Here is a 13,683-nt window from a genome sequence, read left to right as displayed (position 1 = left end):
TTTTCCTTATGGGTGGGCTGCGGGGCGAAGGGGCGCAAATAACGACTAAGCGCAGCTTACAAAAAAATGTTTTAAAAGGGTCACAGGGCGGAGCCCTCCACCCACCACGAGTTAGGGACCGCAGGTCCCTTTCTAAAAAGGGTGGGAAGCGGGGTATAAGGGCGCTAACAAACTACAAAAAATTAGGAGGTTTTAATATGAAAAAACATTTTCTACTATTTACCGTCTTTCTCATCGCAGGATTCGCATTTTCAATAACCCTTTTAAACGACATTTCCTACAATGTTGACATATCTTATGCAGCAACAGATGTGGAAAGGGTGTTAACAAATTATGGTATACAAGAAGGCTCCTATGTGGGGGATATAGACATTAGATTGGCTATACAAGAAATATTAAAATCAGGTTATTTTACCTCTGTATCTTACAATTTGGACGAAAATGGGAATCTGGAATTCATATTTAAGCCCAACCCTATTGTAACAAATTACGAAGTTGAGATCTTAGGTGATGAATTGATCGACAAAGAAAATATTCGTTCTTCGATCAGTTTAAATACCAATGTCCCTTTGAATCTAAACGATTTTCAAACCTCGATGAAAAATATACAAGATTTGTACATAAAAAACGGTTACCAATTCGTTGATATATACTCTAATCTAAAAATGTCTGGAGATGAGATCACCTTAGAGGCAACTGAGATAAACAATAAAGAATATTCATCAGATACCTTGGTTTTCATCGTTAAAGAGTATTCTCTTTGGGATTTAGAATTAAGGGGAGAATTATCTCAACTGGATAAAGAAAACATAAAGGAAAGAATCGGTTTTGATTTTAGAAAAGATTGGAATAGCAAATTCTTCTTGTTTAGACCCAACGCCAAAGAAACCTACCCAAGTTTTCAAAAGGTTCAGAATATATTGAACTCGTTAAATCAAATTCCGTTTTTCTCCGCTGACACGAATTTACGTTTCGAAGTAACCGAAATAGAAGAAAATAAAGGTGGAGAGTTATTACTGGTTTTAGAAGGCAACTTAAGAAAAATTGTTCCTCAAGAGCCAGTAGTAATAAACAAAATATCTTTTGTCGGAAATGAAAGTTTAGAAGACTTCAGATTGAATGAGGTTGTGAATGAGTTTGTTCCATTAGGAAACCCTGTGAGTAACTTAGACGTTCTTTACGCTTACGATAACCTCCAAAAGGTTTATTACGACAATGGATATATTTACACGTTAATTATCCCTAAATACCAAGATGATGAATTAATTTTCGAAATAACGGAACCTAAGGTTGGAGAGGTTGAAATAACTCAAGAGGCAACCGCTAAAACCCAACCGTACATAGTTGAGTCCTTAGTGAAGATAAAACCAGGCGAGGTTGTCAACCAGCAAAAATTACAAGATACCTACACATCCTTCATGGGAACAGGATTTTTTGAAGACGTTAAAATACAGCCAATACAACAAGCCGAAGATGTAATAGGCTTTAGGATAACCCCCATAGAAAGCGAAAAACTCGGGAAATTAATGGGTGGTGTCACCTGGAGCTTACCAGAAGAAGGTCAAGAATGGTATCAAGGTTTTACGGGTCAGCTTGAGGTTCAGTGGTTAAATCCTTTTGGATACGGACAAACATTTTCTCTCAACTCAGATTTGAATCCTTTGGGGAATTACTACTCCTTTGGGTTCGATTACGATGTTATTAAGTTGGCTGGTAGTGATCTTGATTTAGGCGCCGGCATACATTATACGGTAAGCGGTGATGGAGAGTATTATTCGAACATCGGGGAAGATGCGACGAACTATCTGTCCTTATCTGTTGCTCCAAGATACAGTATACAAGATTTCTCTTATATAACAAGTTCCTTTACCTACAATAACTACAAATTATTGGATGAAAGTAATCTTAATCTACTTTCTGGTTCAATCGGGTATTTATACAATAGCTTAGACAGCCCTTATAGGCCTTATAATGGTCAATATTTCCAAATAAACGGTATCGGTGGGGTTGAAACAAGCAATGCCAATTACTATGTTGGTGCCAACACTGAAGGTAAACTGTTTTACAGTTTCTATAAATTCACATTGGGAAGTAGACTAAAACTGGGTACCGTCTATAATTCTAACATCGATTCTAACCTGCATTATCAGTACAATGTAGGAGGAATGTACTCTGTAAGGACTTCTGATTTTTACGAACAAGAAGGAGAAAATTTACTTTTATTCAACACAGAATTGGCTTACGAGCTTGCCACGGGTCAAGTCCCATTGGATCTCATTGCCTATTTTGATTACGGTAGCGCTCAAGATGACGTCAGTAACCTTATTGGTGGTGGTATCTTGTCTTTTGGTGGCGGATTAAGATTCACAATTCCTTTATTGGGTCAAATAGGCTTTGGGTATGGATGGGATGAGGCTTTACAAGGACAGGTCTGGTTCGGTTTTGGTCAGACATTTTAAATTTATGTTCCCTTAGGGGGAATTTATAATTGAATGAAATTTCTAATATCTTTTTAAAGTTTAAAAAGAACTGGAAGAAGTATGTTTTTCAAAGTTTATTGGCTACCATCACGATCTTTTTCATACTTTTGATTTTGAATGTTCAAGACAGGCCTATAATAGTTAGTTCGTTAGGGGCATCGACTTTCATAGTTTTTGCGATGCCAAAAAGTATGGTCGCTAAGGCTAGAAACTTGGTTGGTGGACATGCGGTAGGATTTATATGCGGAAGTATTTTTTCTCTTTTCCTTAACGGTAATTTCGTATTCTCTGATTTATCGTATGCCCTCGCCGTAGGTTTATCTATATTTCTTATGGTTGTCATTGATACAGAACATCCACCAGCTGCGGGTACAGCACTGAGTTTGAGTATAACAGGATTTAGTTTAAATGCATTTCTATCTGTTTTTATAAGTGTGGCAATCTTGGCGGTTGTCCATCATTTCCTAAAACCTTATATGATAGATTTAATTTAAAAAGAAATGGAAAAGTAACTTTTATTTATTCTTTGTGTTATTTCAATATGTTATCTTATAACAAAATTAATTATTTAAAGCGGAGGCGCAACCGAGAATAGTAACTTCTTCTTTTAAAAGAGGGAAATTTAGAAGAAGCGAAAGGCGAGGTTGCCGAAGAAGTAAGAAGAAAACCCTCATCTTCGGACTTCTGGGTATGTGGGGAATACCTGCATAACTGTCACGTGAAGAACGTGGAGAGCCGCTAAAAATGAGAAAAATATATTTTCTTATTATTAAGACCTCTCCACAGTGAGAGGTTTTTTGATTTTGGAGGTGCTTTTTTTGAAAGTTGGAGTTGTCGGAGCTACCGGTGAGGTAGGAAGAACATTTTTGAAGCTATTTGAAGAATACAAACTAATTAACGAAATTTCCGAATTACGGTTGTTTGCATCGGAAAGGTCTCAAGGGCAAGAGATCAAAGTAGGTTCTAAAAGATACACCGTGGAAAAGCTGCAAGAAGAGAGTATGAAAGAAAAGTTTGATTACCTTTTTTTCTCGGCTGGTGCCTCGGTGTCAAAAAAATTCGCCCCCATAGCGCAAGAATCAGGGAATGTCGTTATAGACAATTCTTCACAATTTAGGATGGACGAAAAGATTCCCCTTGTCGTTCCAGAGGTTAATGCAGAGTTGTTGAAAAATTACAGAGGAATAATTGCGAACCCTAACTGTTCAACCATTCAAATGGTTTTAGCCCTTAACGGCATACATCGTGAGTTGGGTTTAAAAGAAATAGTTGTTTCCACATATCAGGCGGTATCTGGGGCTGGAAACAAGGGCATAATCGAGCTTTTAAACCAAGAAAAAGGGATAAATGAAGTGAAACATTTTCCAAAGGTCATAAAGAACAACGTTATACCATTGATTGGTGAAAGAAAGGAGAACGGGCTTACTTTTGAAGAAGAAAAGATGATAAACGAAACTAGAAAAATTTTTTCTGACAAAGAAATTAAAGTATTCCCTACAACCGTTAGAGTGCCTGTACTCTACGGTCATTCCGAATCGGTTTTCTTCAGAACGAAGTTGGATTCTTCTGTTGATGAGATTATAAAATTGGTTGAATCGACTCCAAACGTCGAGTACAACAAGGAAAAAATTACTCCCATAGAAGTTGCGGGAAGTGATATTACATTTGTCTCTAGAATAAGAAAAATCGAAGAAAAAACCTTTTTGATGTGGGTTATAGCGGATAATATAAGAGTTGGTGCTGCTACCAATGCAATTAGAATACTTCAAAAACACAGGGAATTGAATTGAGGTGCGGGGTTTGAAAAAAGAACTTCCCTTTTCAGAGAAAGAGTTAAATAATCTATTAAAGAGCGTACAAACACCTTTTTATCTCTACGATGAAAAAGGTATAAGAAATAGAATAAAAACATTAAAAGATGCCTTTTCTTGGGCTGATTTCAAAGAGTTTTTCGCCGTGAAGGCAACCCCTAATCCCAACATATTAAAGATCACAAAAGAAGAAGGTTGTGGAGTAGATTGCAGCTCAATGGCAGAACTGGTGGCAGCAGAAAAAAGTGGATTTGTGAATAACGAGATCCTATTTACATCCAACGATACCCCTTTGCAAGAGTATGAAAAGGCTTTATCTTTAAACGCCATTTTGAATCTTGACGATGTAAGCCATATAGATTTATTAAAAGAAAAATATAAGTTGCCTGATTTGGTGTCCATCAGATACAATCCAGGCGGGGATTTTGGAAACGAGATAATAGGGAATTTAAAGGAATCAAAATTCGGAGTACCTAAAATGGATCTAATAAACGGATTCACCAGACTTAAAGATTATGGGGTTAAAAGATTTGGACTGCATGCGATGTTGATCTCAAACGAATTGAACCCTCAAAACATAATAAAAGTCGCCCAATTTCTTTTTGAAACCGCTGTGGAAGTGAATAAGAAATTAGGAATAGATTTTGAATTCATAAATCTCGGAGGCGGTTTTGGTATACCTTATAAACCCGAAGAAACGGAACTTGATATATACTACATCTCACGCCAAATAAAAAAATTGTATGAGAATATTTTACTGGAAAATGGGCTAAAACCTCCAAAGATATATATGGAGCACGGAAGATACATCACTGGACCTAATGGCTACTTAATAACAAAAGTCTTGCATATAAAAGAGTCCTACAAAAAATACGCTGGAATTGACGCTAACTCTGCAAACTTATTGAGACCCGCTATGTACAAGGCTTATCATCATATAACGGTTTTAAATAAAAACATTGATGAAAAAACAGAGTTGTACGATGTAGTAGGATCCTTGTGCGAAAATAACGACAAACTGGCAACAGATCGATTATTACCGGAATTAAAACGTGGAGACGTGCTGGTTTTTCATGATGTAGGTGCTCATGGATACTCCATGGGATATAACTATAATGGAAAATTAAGATCCGCTGAGTTTTTGTTCACCAAAGATGGAGAATTCAAAATGATAAGAAGAGCCGAAACGTTGGATGATTACTTTGCAACTTTGAAATAAAACTTTTAAGAAGGAGGAATTCTCAATGTTTAATGGTCTTGGAACAGCAATGATCACACCTTTCGACAAAGAATTGAACGTCGATTATAATTCACTAAGATCTTTTGTTAAATATCAGCTTGATAATGGTGTTGACAGTTTAATAGTTTTAGGAACTACGGGCGAAGCACCTGCTATTGAAGAAGAAGAAAGAGAAAAAATTGTCAACACGGTAGTAGAAATTGTCAATAAGAAAATTCCCGTTATTGTGGGAACGGGAACAAACAACGTGAATCATGTTTTGAAAAACAATAAAGTAGCTGAAAGTGCTGGTGCAGATGGTTTATTAATCGTTACCCCTTATTACAATAAAAGTACGCAAAAAGGATTGGTAGAGTATTTTAAGTACATCTCTGAAAGAACAACTTTACCAATAATAATGTACAACGTACCTTCAAGAACCGGCATGAATATACTCCCAGAAACAGTCGTTTCTATCCACGAAAACTGTAAAAACGTTATTGGAGTGAAAGAAGCTAGCGGTAATATATCTCAAATAGGAGAATTATTTTCTATAAAACCGGATTCTCTTAAGGTGTTTTCAGGAAACGACGATCAAGTCCTCCCTATAATGAGCTTAGGAGGAGATGGGCTTATCTCGGTTACGTCCAATGTTGCCCCCAGGCCTTTTGTTGAATTAACTCATAGCATTCTTAACAACGATTTAGAAAAGGCAAGAAAATTAAATAATCAATTTATGAAACTCAACAAACTTTTATTCAAAGAGGTTAACCCCATTCCTGTCAAATATGCCGTTTCTTTGTTAGGTTTATGTGAAAATGTCGTGAGATTACCATTGGTGAAAGCAAGTCAAGAAACAGAGAAACTTCTAAAAGAAGAGATGGAAAGGTTGGATCTAGTATGAAGATAGGTATAGTAGGATACAAAGGACGAATGGGAAAAGAGATAAAAGACCTCTTTGAGGAGAAGAACCATGAATTTGTCTGGGGATACGATAAAGATGGTGAGTATTTTCAAGAAAAACCCCAACTTATTATCGATTTTTCGCTTGCTGAGGCTTTTGAAAAAACAGAAGATTATGTGAATAAATTTAAAGTTCCATTGATCATTGGAACAACAGGACTTCAAGATGAACAAATTGAAGCTTTAAAAACTTTATCTAAAGACGTACCAGTAGTTCAAAGCTACAACTTTTCTATCGGCATACAATTATTTTTAAAGATGGCGGACTTTTTGAAAGATAAAATCGATGGATGGGATGTTGAGATAATAGAAACACACCATAGATTTAAAAAAGATAAGCCTTCTGGAACAGCCAAGATGATAAAAGAAAGCTTGGATAAAGATGTACCAATAAGCTCATTAAGATTGGGAAATGTAGCAGGGGATCATGTATTGTACATGGCGAACTTGGGCGAAGTTCTCAGTATTTCTCATAGGGCTTTATCAAGAAGAGCCTTCGCAGAAGGGGTCCTTAAGTCCGCAGAGTTTGTAACCAATAAAGAGAATGGGTATTTCACCTTTACCGACGTAATTTGAGCGGATCAGGTCACAGGGCGGAGCCATCCCCCTCCAGGTCTAAGGGACCGCAGGTCCCTTCCTTAAAATGGGCGGGCTGCGGGGCGAAGGGCGCTAAATAAAGATCTCTTTTCCTTATGGGCGGGCTGCGGGGCGAAGGGGCGCAAATAAAGATTAGGCAAAGCTTACAAGAAAATGTTTTAAAAGGGTCACAGGGCGGAGCCCTCCCCCTCCAGGTCTAAGGGACCGCAGGTCCCTTTCCTTAAAACGGGTGGGGAGCGGGGTGAAAGGGCGCTAAAACAGTTAATAGGAGGTCATCATGAACACCGAAGAAATAATAAATTTAATAGCAAACTCAAAGAAAAAGAATCCTTTGAAGGTCTACCTTAAAGGTAACCTCAAAGAAGTAGATCTTTCCAATGTAGAATTTTACGGTAACAATGAATTCGGAATCTTGTTTTGCGAAGAAGAAGATTTCAAACCAATTTATGAAACTTATAAAGATTCTATAATTAATTACAGAATAGAAAGGGATAGAAAAAATTCTGCCATTCCGTTGGCAGATTTATCTAAATACAATGCGAGAATAGAACCAGGTGCCATAATAAGGGATCTTGTGGAGATAGGCGACGGTTGTGTTGTTATGATGGGTGCCGTTATCAATATAGGAGCTTGCATTAAAGAAAACACCATGATAGATATGAACGTCGTTATAGGAGGAAGGGCTCAAATAGGTAAAAATTGCCATATTGGGGCAGGAGCAGTTATAGCAGGGGTAATAGAACCCCCAAGCGCTCAACCAGTGGTGATTGAGGATAATGTTCTTATTGGAGCTAACGCGGTGGTATTAGAAGGAGTGAAAGTAGGTCAGGGATCAATAGTCGGAGCTGGCTCTGTTGTAATTTCTGATGTCGAACCTTACTCTGTGGTAGCAGGAGTCCCTGCAAAATTCATTAAGAAGGTTGACGAGAAAACAAAAGCCAAAACGCAACTTGTAGAAGGACTTAGAAATTTGAAATAATTTGTTCATATCAAATTTACCGGGGTGGATTAAACATGCAGTTGATAGTTCAAAAGTACGGAGGAAGTTCTCTTGCGGATTCTGAAAGGTTGAACAACGTTGCCAAGAGAATATGTAACAAGGTAGATGAAGGGTTTAAAGTATTAGTTGTGGTTTCTGCAAGAGGAGAGACCACGAATAGATTGATTGCATTAGCTAAAGAAACAGTTAAGAACCCTAATCCAAGAGAATTGGATATGCTTTTAGCTACTGGAGAACAGATCAGTGCCTCTTTGTTGTCTATGATATTGAACGATAGAGGTGTCAGATCAAAATCCATGAATGCCTTTCAATTAGGATTATTAACCACTTCTGATTACAATGAGGCTCAGATCAGAGCGATAAACAAAGAGGTAATTCACAAAAATCTTGCAAACAATGATGTTTTGGTTATCACAGGGTTTCAAGGTATTACAGAAGAAGGAGATTTGACAACCTTGGGAAGAGGAGGTTCTGATACTTCTGCTGTTGCCTTAGCCGCTTCTTTAAAAGTCAAGTGTGAGATATACAGTAATTTTGCCGGCATTTATACAATCGATCCAAAGATTTATCCTAATGCAAAAAAATTAAAATACGTTACTTACGATGAAATGCTGGAAATGGCGGCTTTAGGAGCAAAAGTGTTGCACCCAAGGTCTGTAGAAATCGCTAAAAAGTTTAATGTGGAGTTATACTGTGCATCGTCTTTTTCAGATGAGGAGGGAAGTTACGTAGTGGATAATTACAACGAATATTTAGAAGAACCTGTTGTAACCGGTTTAAGTGTGGCTGAAAATCAAACCCAAGTCACTATTTTAAATCTTCCGACGGATCATTTTTTTATTAATAAAATTTTTGAAATCGCTGCCAACAAAAATTTAAACATTGATATGATATCAATAATAAAAAATAATGAAAAAGCTGATATCTCTTTCAGTATCGTAGATAGCGTAATCGATAATTTTCGAGAAGTTTTAAGTGATTCTCTTAAAAATGATCATGAGAATTTTATTGATTTTAAAAATGACTTAGTCAAAATATCGGTAGTCGGAATTGGTATGAGGAAGGCAAGAGGAGTGGCTTCCCGATTTTTTAAAGCTATTGAAGATATCCCTATCTTTTTGGTGACTACTTCGGAAATAAAAATTTCATGTTTGATTCCAAAAGAGTATAAGCAAAAAGCCGTGGAAAATATAGCAAAGGAGTTTGATTTATGAGCCTAATACAAGTCTACAACCCGTTTCCAATAAAAATTGATAGAGCGGAAGGTTGTTACATTTACGATAAAACAGGGGAAGCGTTTCTGGACACATTTTCTGGTATAGGAGTAATGAGTTTTGGGCATTCTCATCCATCTTTGTTAAAAGCGTTGAAGGAAAAGATGGATAGATATATGCACACTTCTAATTTTTTCCTCGATGAAGATGCAATTTTCGTATCAGAAAAACTAGTCAATTTCACTGGGAAAAATGGCACCGTTTACTTCAGTAACTCTGGAGCAGAGGCAACTGAAGCTGCTTTAAAAGCCATTAAAAAAAGAGCAACAGATAAAAGAAATAAGATCGTTTTTTTCGAGAACGGTTTTCACGGTAGAACTTTAGGAGCACTTTCTATTAACGGTTTTAAAGACTTAAGAGAACCGTTTGAACCTTTGCTTCCCAACACGATAGAACTAAAGTACAACGATGTAGAGGATTTACGTAGATACTTCGATCTATTCGGTGAAGAAACGTTGGCTGTTTTTGTAGAACCGATTCTGGGATCAGGAGGAATAGTATCAATCAAACCAGAATTCGCATCTTTGATAGAGGACTTAAAAAGGAAATATAATTTTATTTTAGTCTGCGATGAGGTTCAAGCTGGGCTTGGGCGAACGGGAAAAATTTTTTCATACCAACATTTTGGGCTATCTCCAAATATTATAACCATCGGTAAATCCATAGGCGGCGGTTTGCCTTTGGGAGGTACGTTATTTCTTGAAAATATATCTCAGGCTTTTGAAAAAGGAGAACACGGTTCAACGTTTGCTCCAAATCCTGTTGCCCTTGCGGGAGCTAGGTTCATTGTGGAAAATATCCCTTCTCTTCTGAAAGATGTTGAAGAAAAAGGAAATTACATAATGCAATATTTAAAAGAGAAAAATTTTGAAAAAGTAAAAGAAGTACGAGGCAAAGGTTTGATGATTGGCATAGAGTTAAAAGAAGAGGACCCTCAAATGAGGGTAAAAGGTCTACAAGAGGGTCTTTTGTTGAACGTACTTCATAACAGCGTGATCCGTCTACTACCTCCTTTAAATATTGAATATAACGACATCGAAAAGATGCTGGTAAAATTAGAGAAGGTTTTAAAATGATCATTCTACCCTACGAATTGAGACATAAAATACATGAGAATCCAGAATTATCTCTTGAAGAGTATCAAACTACAGAATTATTGGAAAGATTTGTAAAAGAAGTCGCTTCCTTTTACAATGTTGACATTAACGTATATAAACCTTTAAAAACTGGACTTGTTGTTGAATATAATGGCGACAGTGGCGATGAGTACCTTCTTTTTAGGGCAGATATCGATGCCTTAAACATAAAAGAAAAGACCAACGTTGATTTCAAATCAAAAAATGAATACATGCACGCATGTGGTCATGACGTTCATACTGCTATTTTGTATGGTTTTTTTATCAACGTAATAAAAAATAATGTAAAGAAAAATATAATATTTTTATTTCAACCTGCAGAAGAATCAAAGGGTGGAGCTCAAAAGGTCATCGAAAGTGGAATATTGGATAAATTCAATATAAAAGCGGCTTTTGCTCTACACGTCAACGATGACTTCCCGTTAGGGACCATAGCCTCAACGCGTGGTACGCTTTTTGCTTCAGCCCTTGAGTTCTTTGTGGATTTTGAAGGGGTTTCTTCACATCTTGCCTTTCCCCATCAATCTAAAAATGCGTTGAACGCCCTTCGCATATTTTTAGATGTGCTTGATAAACTTCCAAAAAATCCCATGGAACCTTTTGTAATCGGCGTTGGTAAAGTAAGTGCAGGTAGCGCGATCAACATTCTACCAGGGAACTCCCATGTTGAGGGGAGTATAAGAGGTGTCGATTCTGAAAATAGCCTAAAATATTTCGAAGATATGAAAAATATATTGTCAGGGATAAAGACCATGACAGGGGTTGATTATTCGTTAAGCAAAGGGTCTTTCTATTCGGAAGTCGTCAACGATTCATTGCTATACGACAAATTTATTCCTAAACTCTCAAAAACGTTTAATTTTGTTGACTGTGGCTTAAAAATGACGGGTGAGGATTTTGGCTTCATATCAAAAAAATATCCCGCACTAATGTGTTGGTTAGGAAGTTCTAAAGGAGAACACCACGGTCTACATAACCCTGAATTTTTACCACCCGATGAGGTAATAGATGTTGGAATCAAGGTTTTTGAGACATTTTTAGACTAAGAGATTCATTTAAACATGCATCTGGCTAGTTCAAAATCCTCTTTTTTTGTAAGTTTGATGTTATTTTTGTAATCTTCCACAATCGCTGTTTCATAACCAGCATGAATAAATATAGATGCATCATCTGTGAAAGAAGATAAGATCTTTTCGGCATTTTGATAAGCTTTAAGTAATTTAGCAAAATCGAAAGTTTGAGGGGTATGATGCAGATAAATCTGGGATCTTTCTAAAGTTTTTAAAATCCGACCGTTATTGACTTGAGAAACCGTGTTTTCTGCCATTTCTGCCAAAACAGCCCCTCCTATTTCTTTGGCCTTGTAGATGCTTTCATCTATTTTCTTAATATCAACGAAAGGTCTTACGGCATCATGAATGCAAACTAAATCAGGCTTATTATCTTTTTTACTCAAATACAACAGGGCGTTATAAACGCTTTCTTGTCTACTGCTCCCGCCAATTACCACATTCTCAAATTTTGAAAAGATTTTAACTTCTTTTTCTGTTAAATCCACGTAGTTTCTGTGAGATACGACGAGAAACTTATCTATTGATGTTGAATTCTGGAATTTTTCAGCGGACATTCTCAATATGGTTTTGTTATTTAATTTTACAAATTGTTTTGGAATTTCAAATCCCGCTCTTTTTCCTTCTCCAGCTGCTACTATAATTGCATAAACCATTTTCTTCACCCTTTATTATTTTTTGTATTTTAAAAAATAGATTTAGTAGAACTTCATCTTTTTTTTAAATAATTAATTTAACTTTTGATATAATAGATTGATAAACTTATTATAATATATTTTGCGGTCTTGTGCAAAAAGCTTTTTTTAAAATAAACTTTGATTTTGAGGATTTTAAGGGGCGAAGCCCCTTAATGTCCAAGGGTGGGCTGCTGGGCAAAGGGGAGCAAATATAGTAGAAGACAGCAAATACACTTCAAGGAGTGATGACAATGTTGGTAGTAGGAATCGATTTGGGAGGCACTGAGATAAAAGCCGGATTAGTCGATGAAAAAAAAGGAATAATTAAAAAGATTTCTAGACCTACAGAAGTTGAAATGGGAAATGCCCAAGTAATAGCTAATATAACAAAAACCGTGAAAGATTTAACGGAAAACACTGAATTTTCAGCAATTGGAATAGGTTCACCAGGTTCTATAGATAGAAAAAATGGAATTGTGAGATTTTCCCCAAACTTTCCAAACTGGCGAAATTTTGAATTGGTTCGCTTGATAAAAGAAAATATAAACGTTGACGTCTTTTTAGAAAACGATGCCAATGCCTTTGCACTTGGTGAATGGTATTTTGGGAAAGCAAAGGGTTTGCACGATTTCATCGCTTTAACCATAGGAACAGGCATAGGTTCAGGCGTTGTTTGCAACAACACATTTTTAACCGGTAAAGACGGTCTAGCCCCAGAATTGGGACATGTTGTAGTTGTACCAAATGGTCCACAATGCGGTTGCGGTAATAGGGGATGTGTAGAAGCTACTTCTTCTGCAAAATATATAGCATTAGAAGCCAGAAATTTGATAGATAGGTACCCAGACAGCCTTGTTTTAAAATTAGCCGGAAAAAAGGAAAAGATTGAATCAAAACACGTTTTTCAAGCTTATGAAAAAAATGATCCTCTTGCCAGTGTAGTTTGTAACTTTGCCATCGATGCACTTGCACGGGCTATTGGAGGATATATTCATGCCTTCAACCCCGAGAAAATTATAATCGGTGGGGGGTTAAGCAGAGCAGGTGATGCTCTTTTTGTTCCATTAAGAGAAATGACGAAAAAATATGTAATGAGCAGTTTCGCAGATACTTACACTATAGAACAATCATCTTTAGTAGAAGATGCGGGTATTTTAGGAGCAGCATCTGCAGCCTTTTATGCCGAAGAAAACCCCTTATAGTTCATAATCAAAAATCTCTTATCTAGGACCGAAAGAAAATTTCACCTGCATTCATTCTTGCTGTATAATACAAAGATAAAGGCAAAAAAACTTTTTATATATTATCCCCGCCTAGAGTGGCGGGGATTTTCCAAAATTTAATTCACTTTAAAAAAAAAAATAACTCCACCTTCATTAGCATAAACAGTACTTATCCCTGCAGTTTCCACAATAATTATATCTCTCTCTTTTATACATCTCCCCGCCCCCCAGAC

The 13,683-nt window shown here is 36.7% G+C and carries 12 protein-coding genes and 1 riboswitch; of the genes, 11 read left to right on the top strand and 1 reads right to left on the bottom strand.

All coding sequences use genetic code 11. The features are described from left to right. Positions 1 to 197 precede the first annotated feature (197 nt). From X925_RS01010 to X925_RS00965, 10 genes are all read left to right on the top strand, one after another. Positions 198 to 2,459 (top strand): POTRA domain-containing protein, encoded by a 2,262-nt coding sequence (locus X925_RS01010; protein WP_158245380.1) that lies wholly within the window; start codon positions 198 to 200, stop codon positions 2,457 to 2,459. 29 nt (positions 2,460 to 2,488) lie between these two features. Continuing rightward, positions 2,489 to 2,974 carry an HPP family protein gene (locus X925_RS01005; protein WP_121958885.1) on the top strand — a complete coding sequence of 162 codons (486 nt, stop codon included), beginning with the start codon at positions 2,489 to 2,491 and terminating at the stop codon, positions 2,972 to 2,974. A 72-nt stretch (positions 2,975 to 3,046) separates the two neighbouring features. Next, positions 3,047 to 3,226, top strand: a riboswitch (Lysine riboswitch). Between the two features lie 72 nt (positions 3,227 to 3,298). Then, positions 3,299 to 4,270 (top strand): aspartate-semialdehyde dehydrogenase, encoded by a 972-nt coding sequence (locus X925_RS01000; protein WP_121958884.1) that lies wholly within the window; start codon positions 3,299 to 3,301, stop codon positions 4,268 to 4,270. Position 4,271: 1 nt separating this feature from the next. Next, complete coding sequence (gene lysA / locus X925_RS00995; RefSeq protein WP_121958883.1) at positions 4,272 to 5,510, top strand: diaminopimelate decarboxylase; 1,239 nt, start codon at positions 4,272 to 4,274, stop codon at positions 5,508 to 5,510. A gap of 25 nt (positions 5,511 to 5,535) precedes the next feature. Then, positions 5,536 to 6,414, top strand: a complete 879-nt coding sequence (dapA, locus tag X925_RS00990; protein WP_121958882.1) for a 4-hydroxy-tetrahydrodipicolinate synthase — start codon at positions 5,536 to 5,538, stop codon at positions 6,412 to 6,414. After that, a complete protein-coding gene (locus tag X925_RS00985) occupies positions 6,411 to 7,049 on the top strand; it encodes a 4-hydroxy-tetrahydrodipicolinate reductase (RefSeq protein ID WP_121958881.1) in 639 nt (212 codons plus the stop codon). The genes dapA and X925_RS00985 overlap by 4 nt, the downstream gene beginning before the upstream one ends. A 298-nt stretch (positions 7,050 to 7,347) precedes the next feature. Beyond that, positions 7,348 to 8,049: a 2,3,4,5-tetrahydropyridine-2,6-dicarboxylate N-acetyltransferase gene (gene dapD / locus X925_RS00980; RefSeq protein WP_121958880.1), complete on the top strand. Its 702-nt coding sequence runs from the start codon at positions 7,348 to 7,350 to the stop codon at positions 8,047 to 8,049. A gap of 35 nt (positions 8,050 to 8,084) precedes the next feature. Continuing rightward, positions 8,085 to 9,284, top strand: a complete 1,200-nt coding sequence (locus X925_RS00975; RefSeq protein ID WP_121958879.1) for an aspartate kinase — start codon at positions 8,085 to 8,087, stop codon at positions 9,282 to 9,284. Further along, complete coding sequence (locus X925_RS00970) at positions 9,281 to 10,420, top strand: aspartate aminotransferase family protein (RefSeq protein ID WP_121958878.1); 1,140 nt, start codon at positions 9,281 to 9,283, stop codon at positions 10,418 to 10,420. The genes X925_RS00975 and X925_RS00970 overlap by 4 nt, the downstream gene beginning before the upstream one ends. Then, positions 10,417 to 11,526: an amidohydrolase gene (locus tag X925_RS00965; RefSeq protein ID WP_121958877.1), complete on the top strand. Its 1,110-nt coding sequence runs from the start codon at positions 10,417 to 10,419 to the stop codon at positions 11,524 to 11,526. The genes X925_RS00970 and X925_RS00965 overlap by 4 nt, the downstream gene beginning before the upstream one ends. Before the next feature lie 5 nt (positions 11,527 to 11,531). Here the strand turns inward: X925_RS00965 and ispD are convergent, their stop codons facing one another. Then, entirely contained in the window at positions 11,532 to 12,206 is a 675-nt protein-coding gene (gene ispD / locus X925_RS00960; protein ID WP_121567234.1) for a 2-C-methyl-D-erythritol 4-phosphate cytidylyltransferase, read from the bottom strand. 272 nt (positions 12,207 to 12,478) lie between these two features. Here ispD and X925_RS00955 point away from each other — a divergent pair, with 272 nt between their 5' ends. Further along, the gene (locus X925_RS00955; protein ID WP_121958876.1) at positions 12,479 to 13,429 is read left to right on the top strand and encodes an ROK family protein; all 951 of its coding nucleotides are present in this window, start codon (positions 12,479 to 12,481) and stop codon (positions 13,427 to 13,429) included. Positions 13,430 to 13,683: the final 254 nt, after the last annotated feature.

This window comes from Petrotoga sp. 9T1HF07.CasAA.8.2 (assembly GCF_002895585.1).
Classification (GTDB): Bacteria; Thermotogota; Thermotogae; order Petrotogales; family Petrotogaceae; genus Petrotoga; species Petrotoga mobilis.
This window is presented reverse-complemented; position numbering and strand designations above follow the sequence as displayed.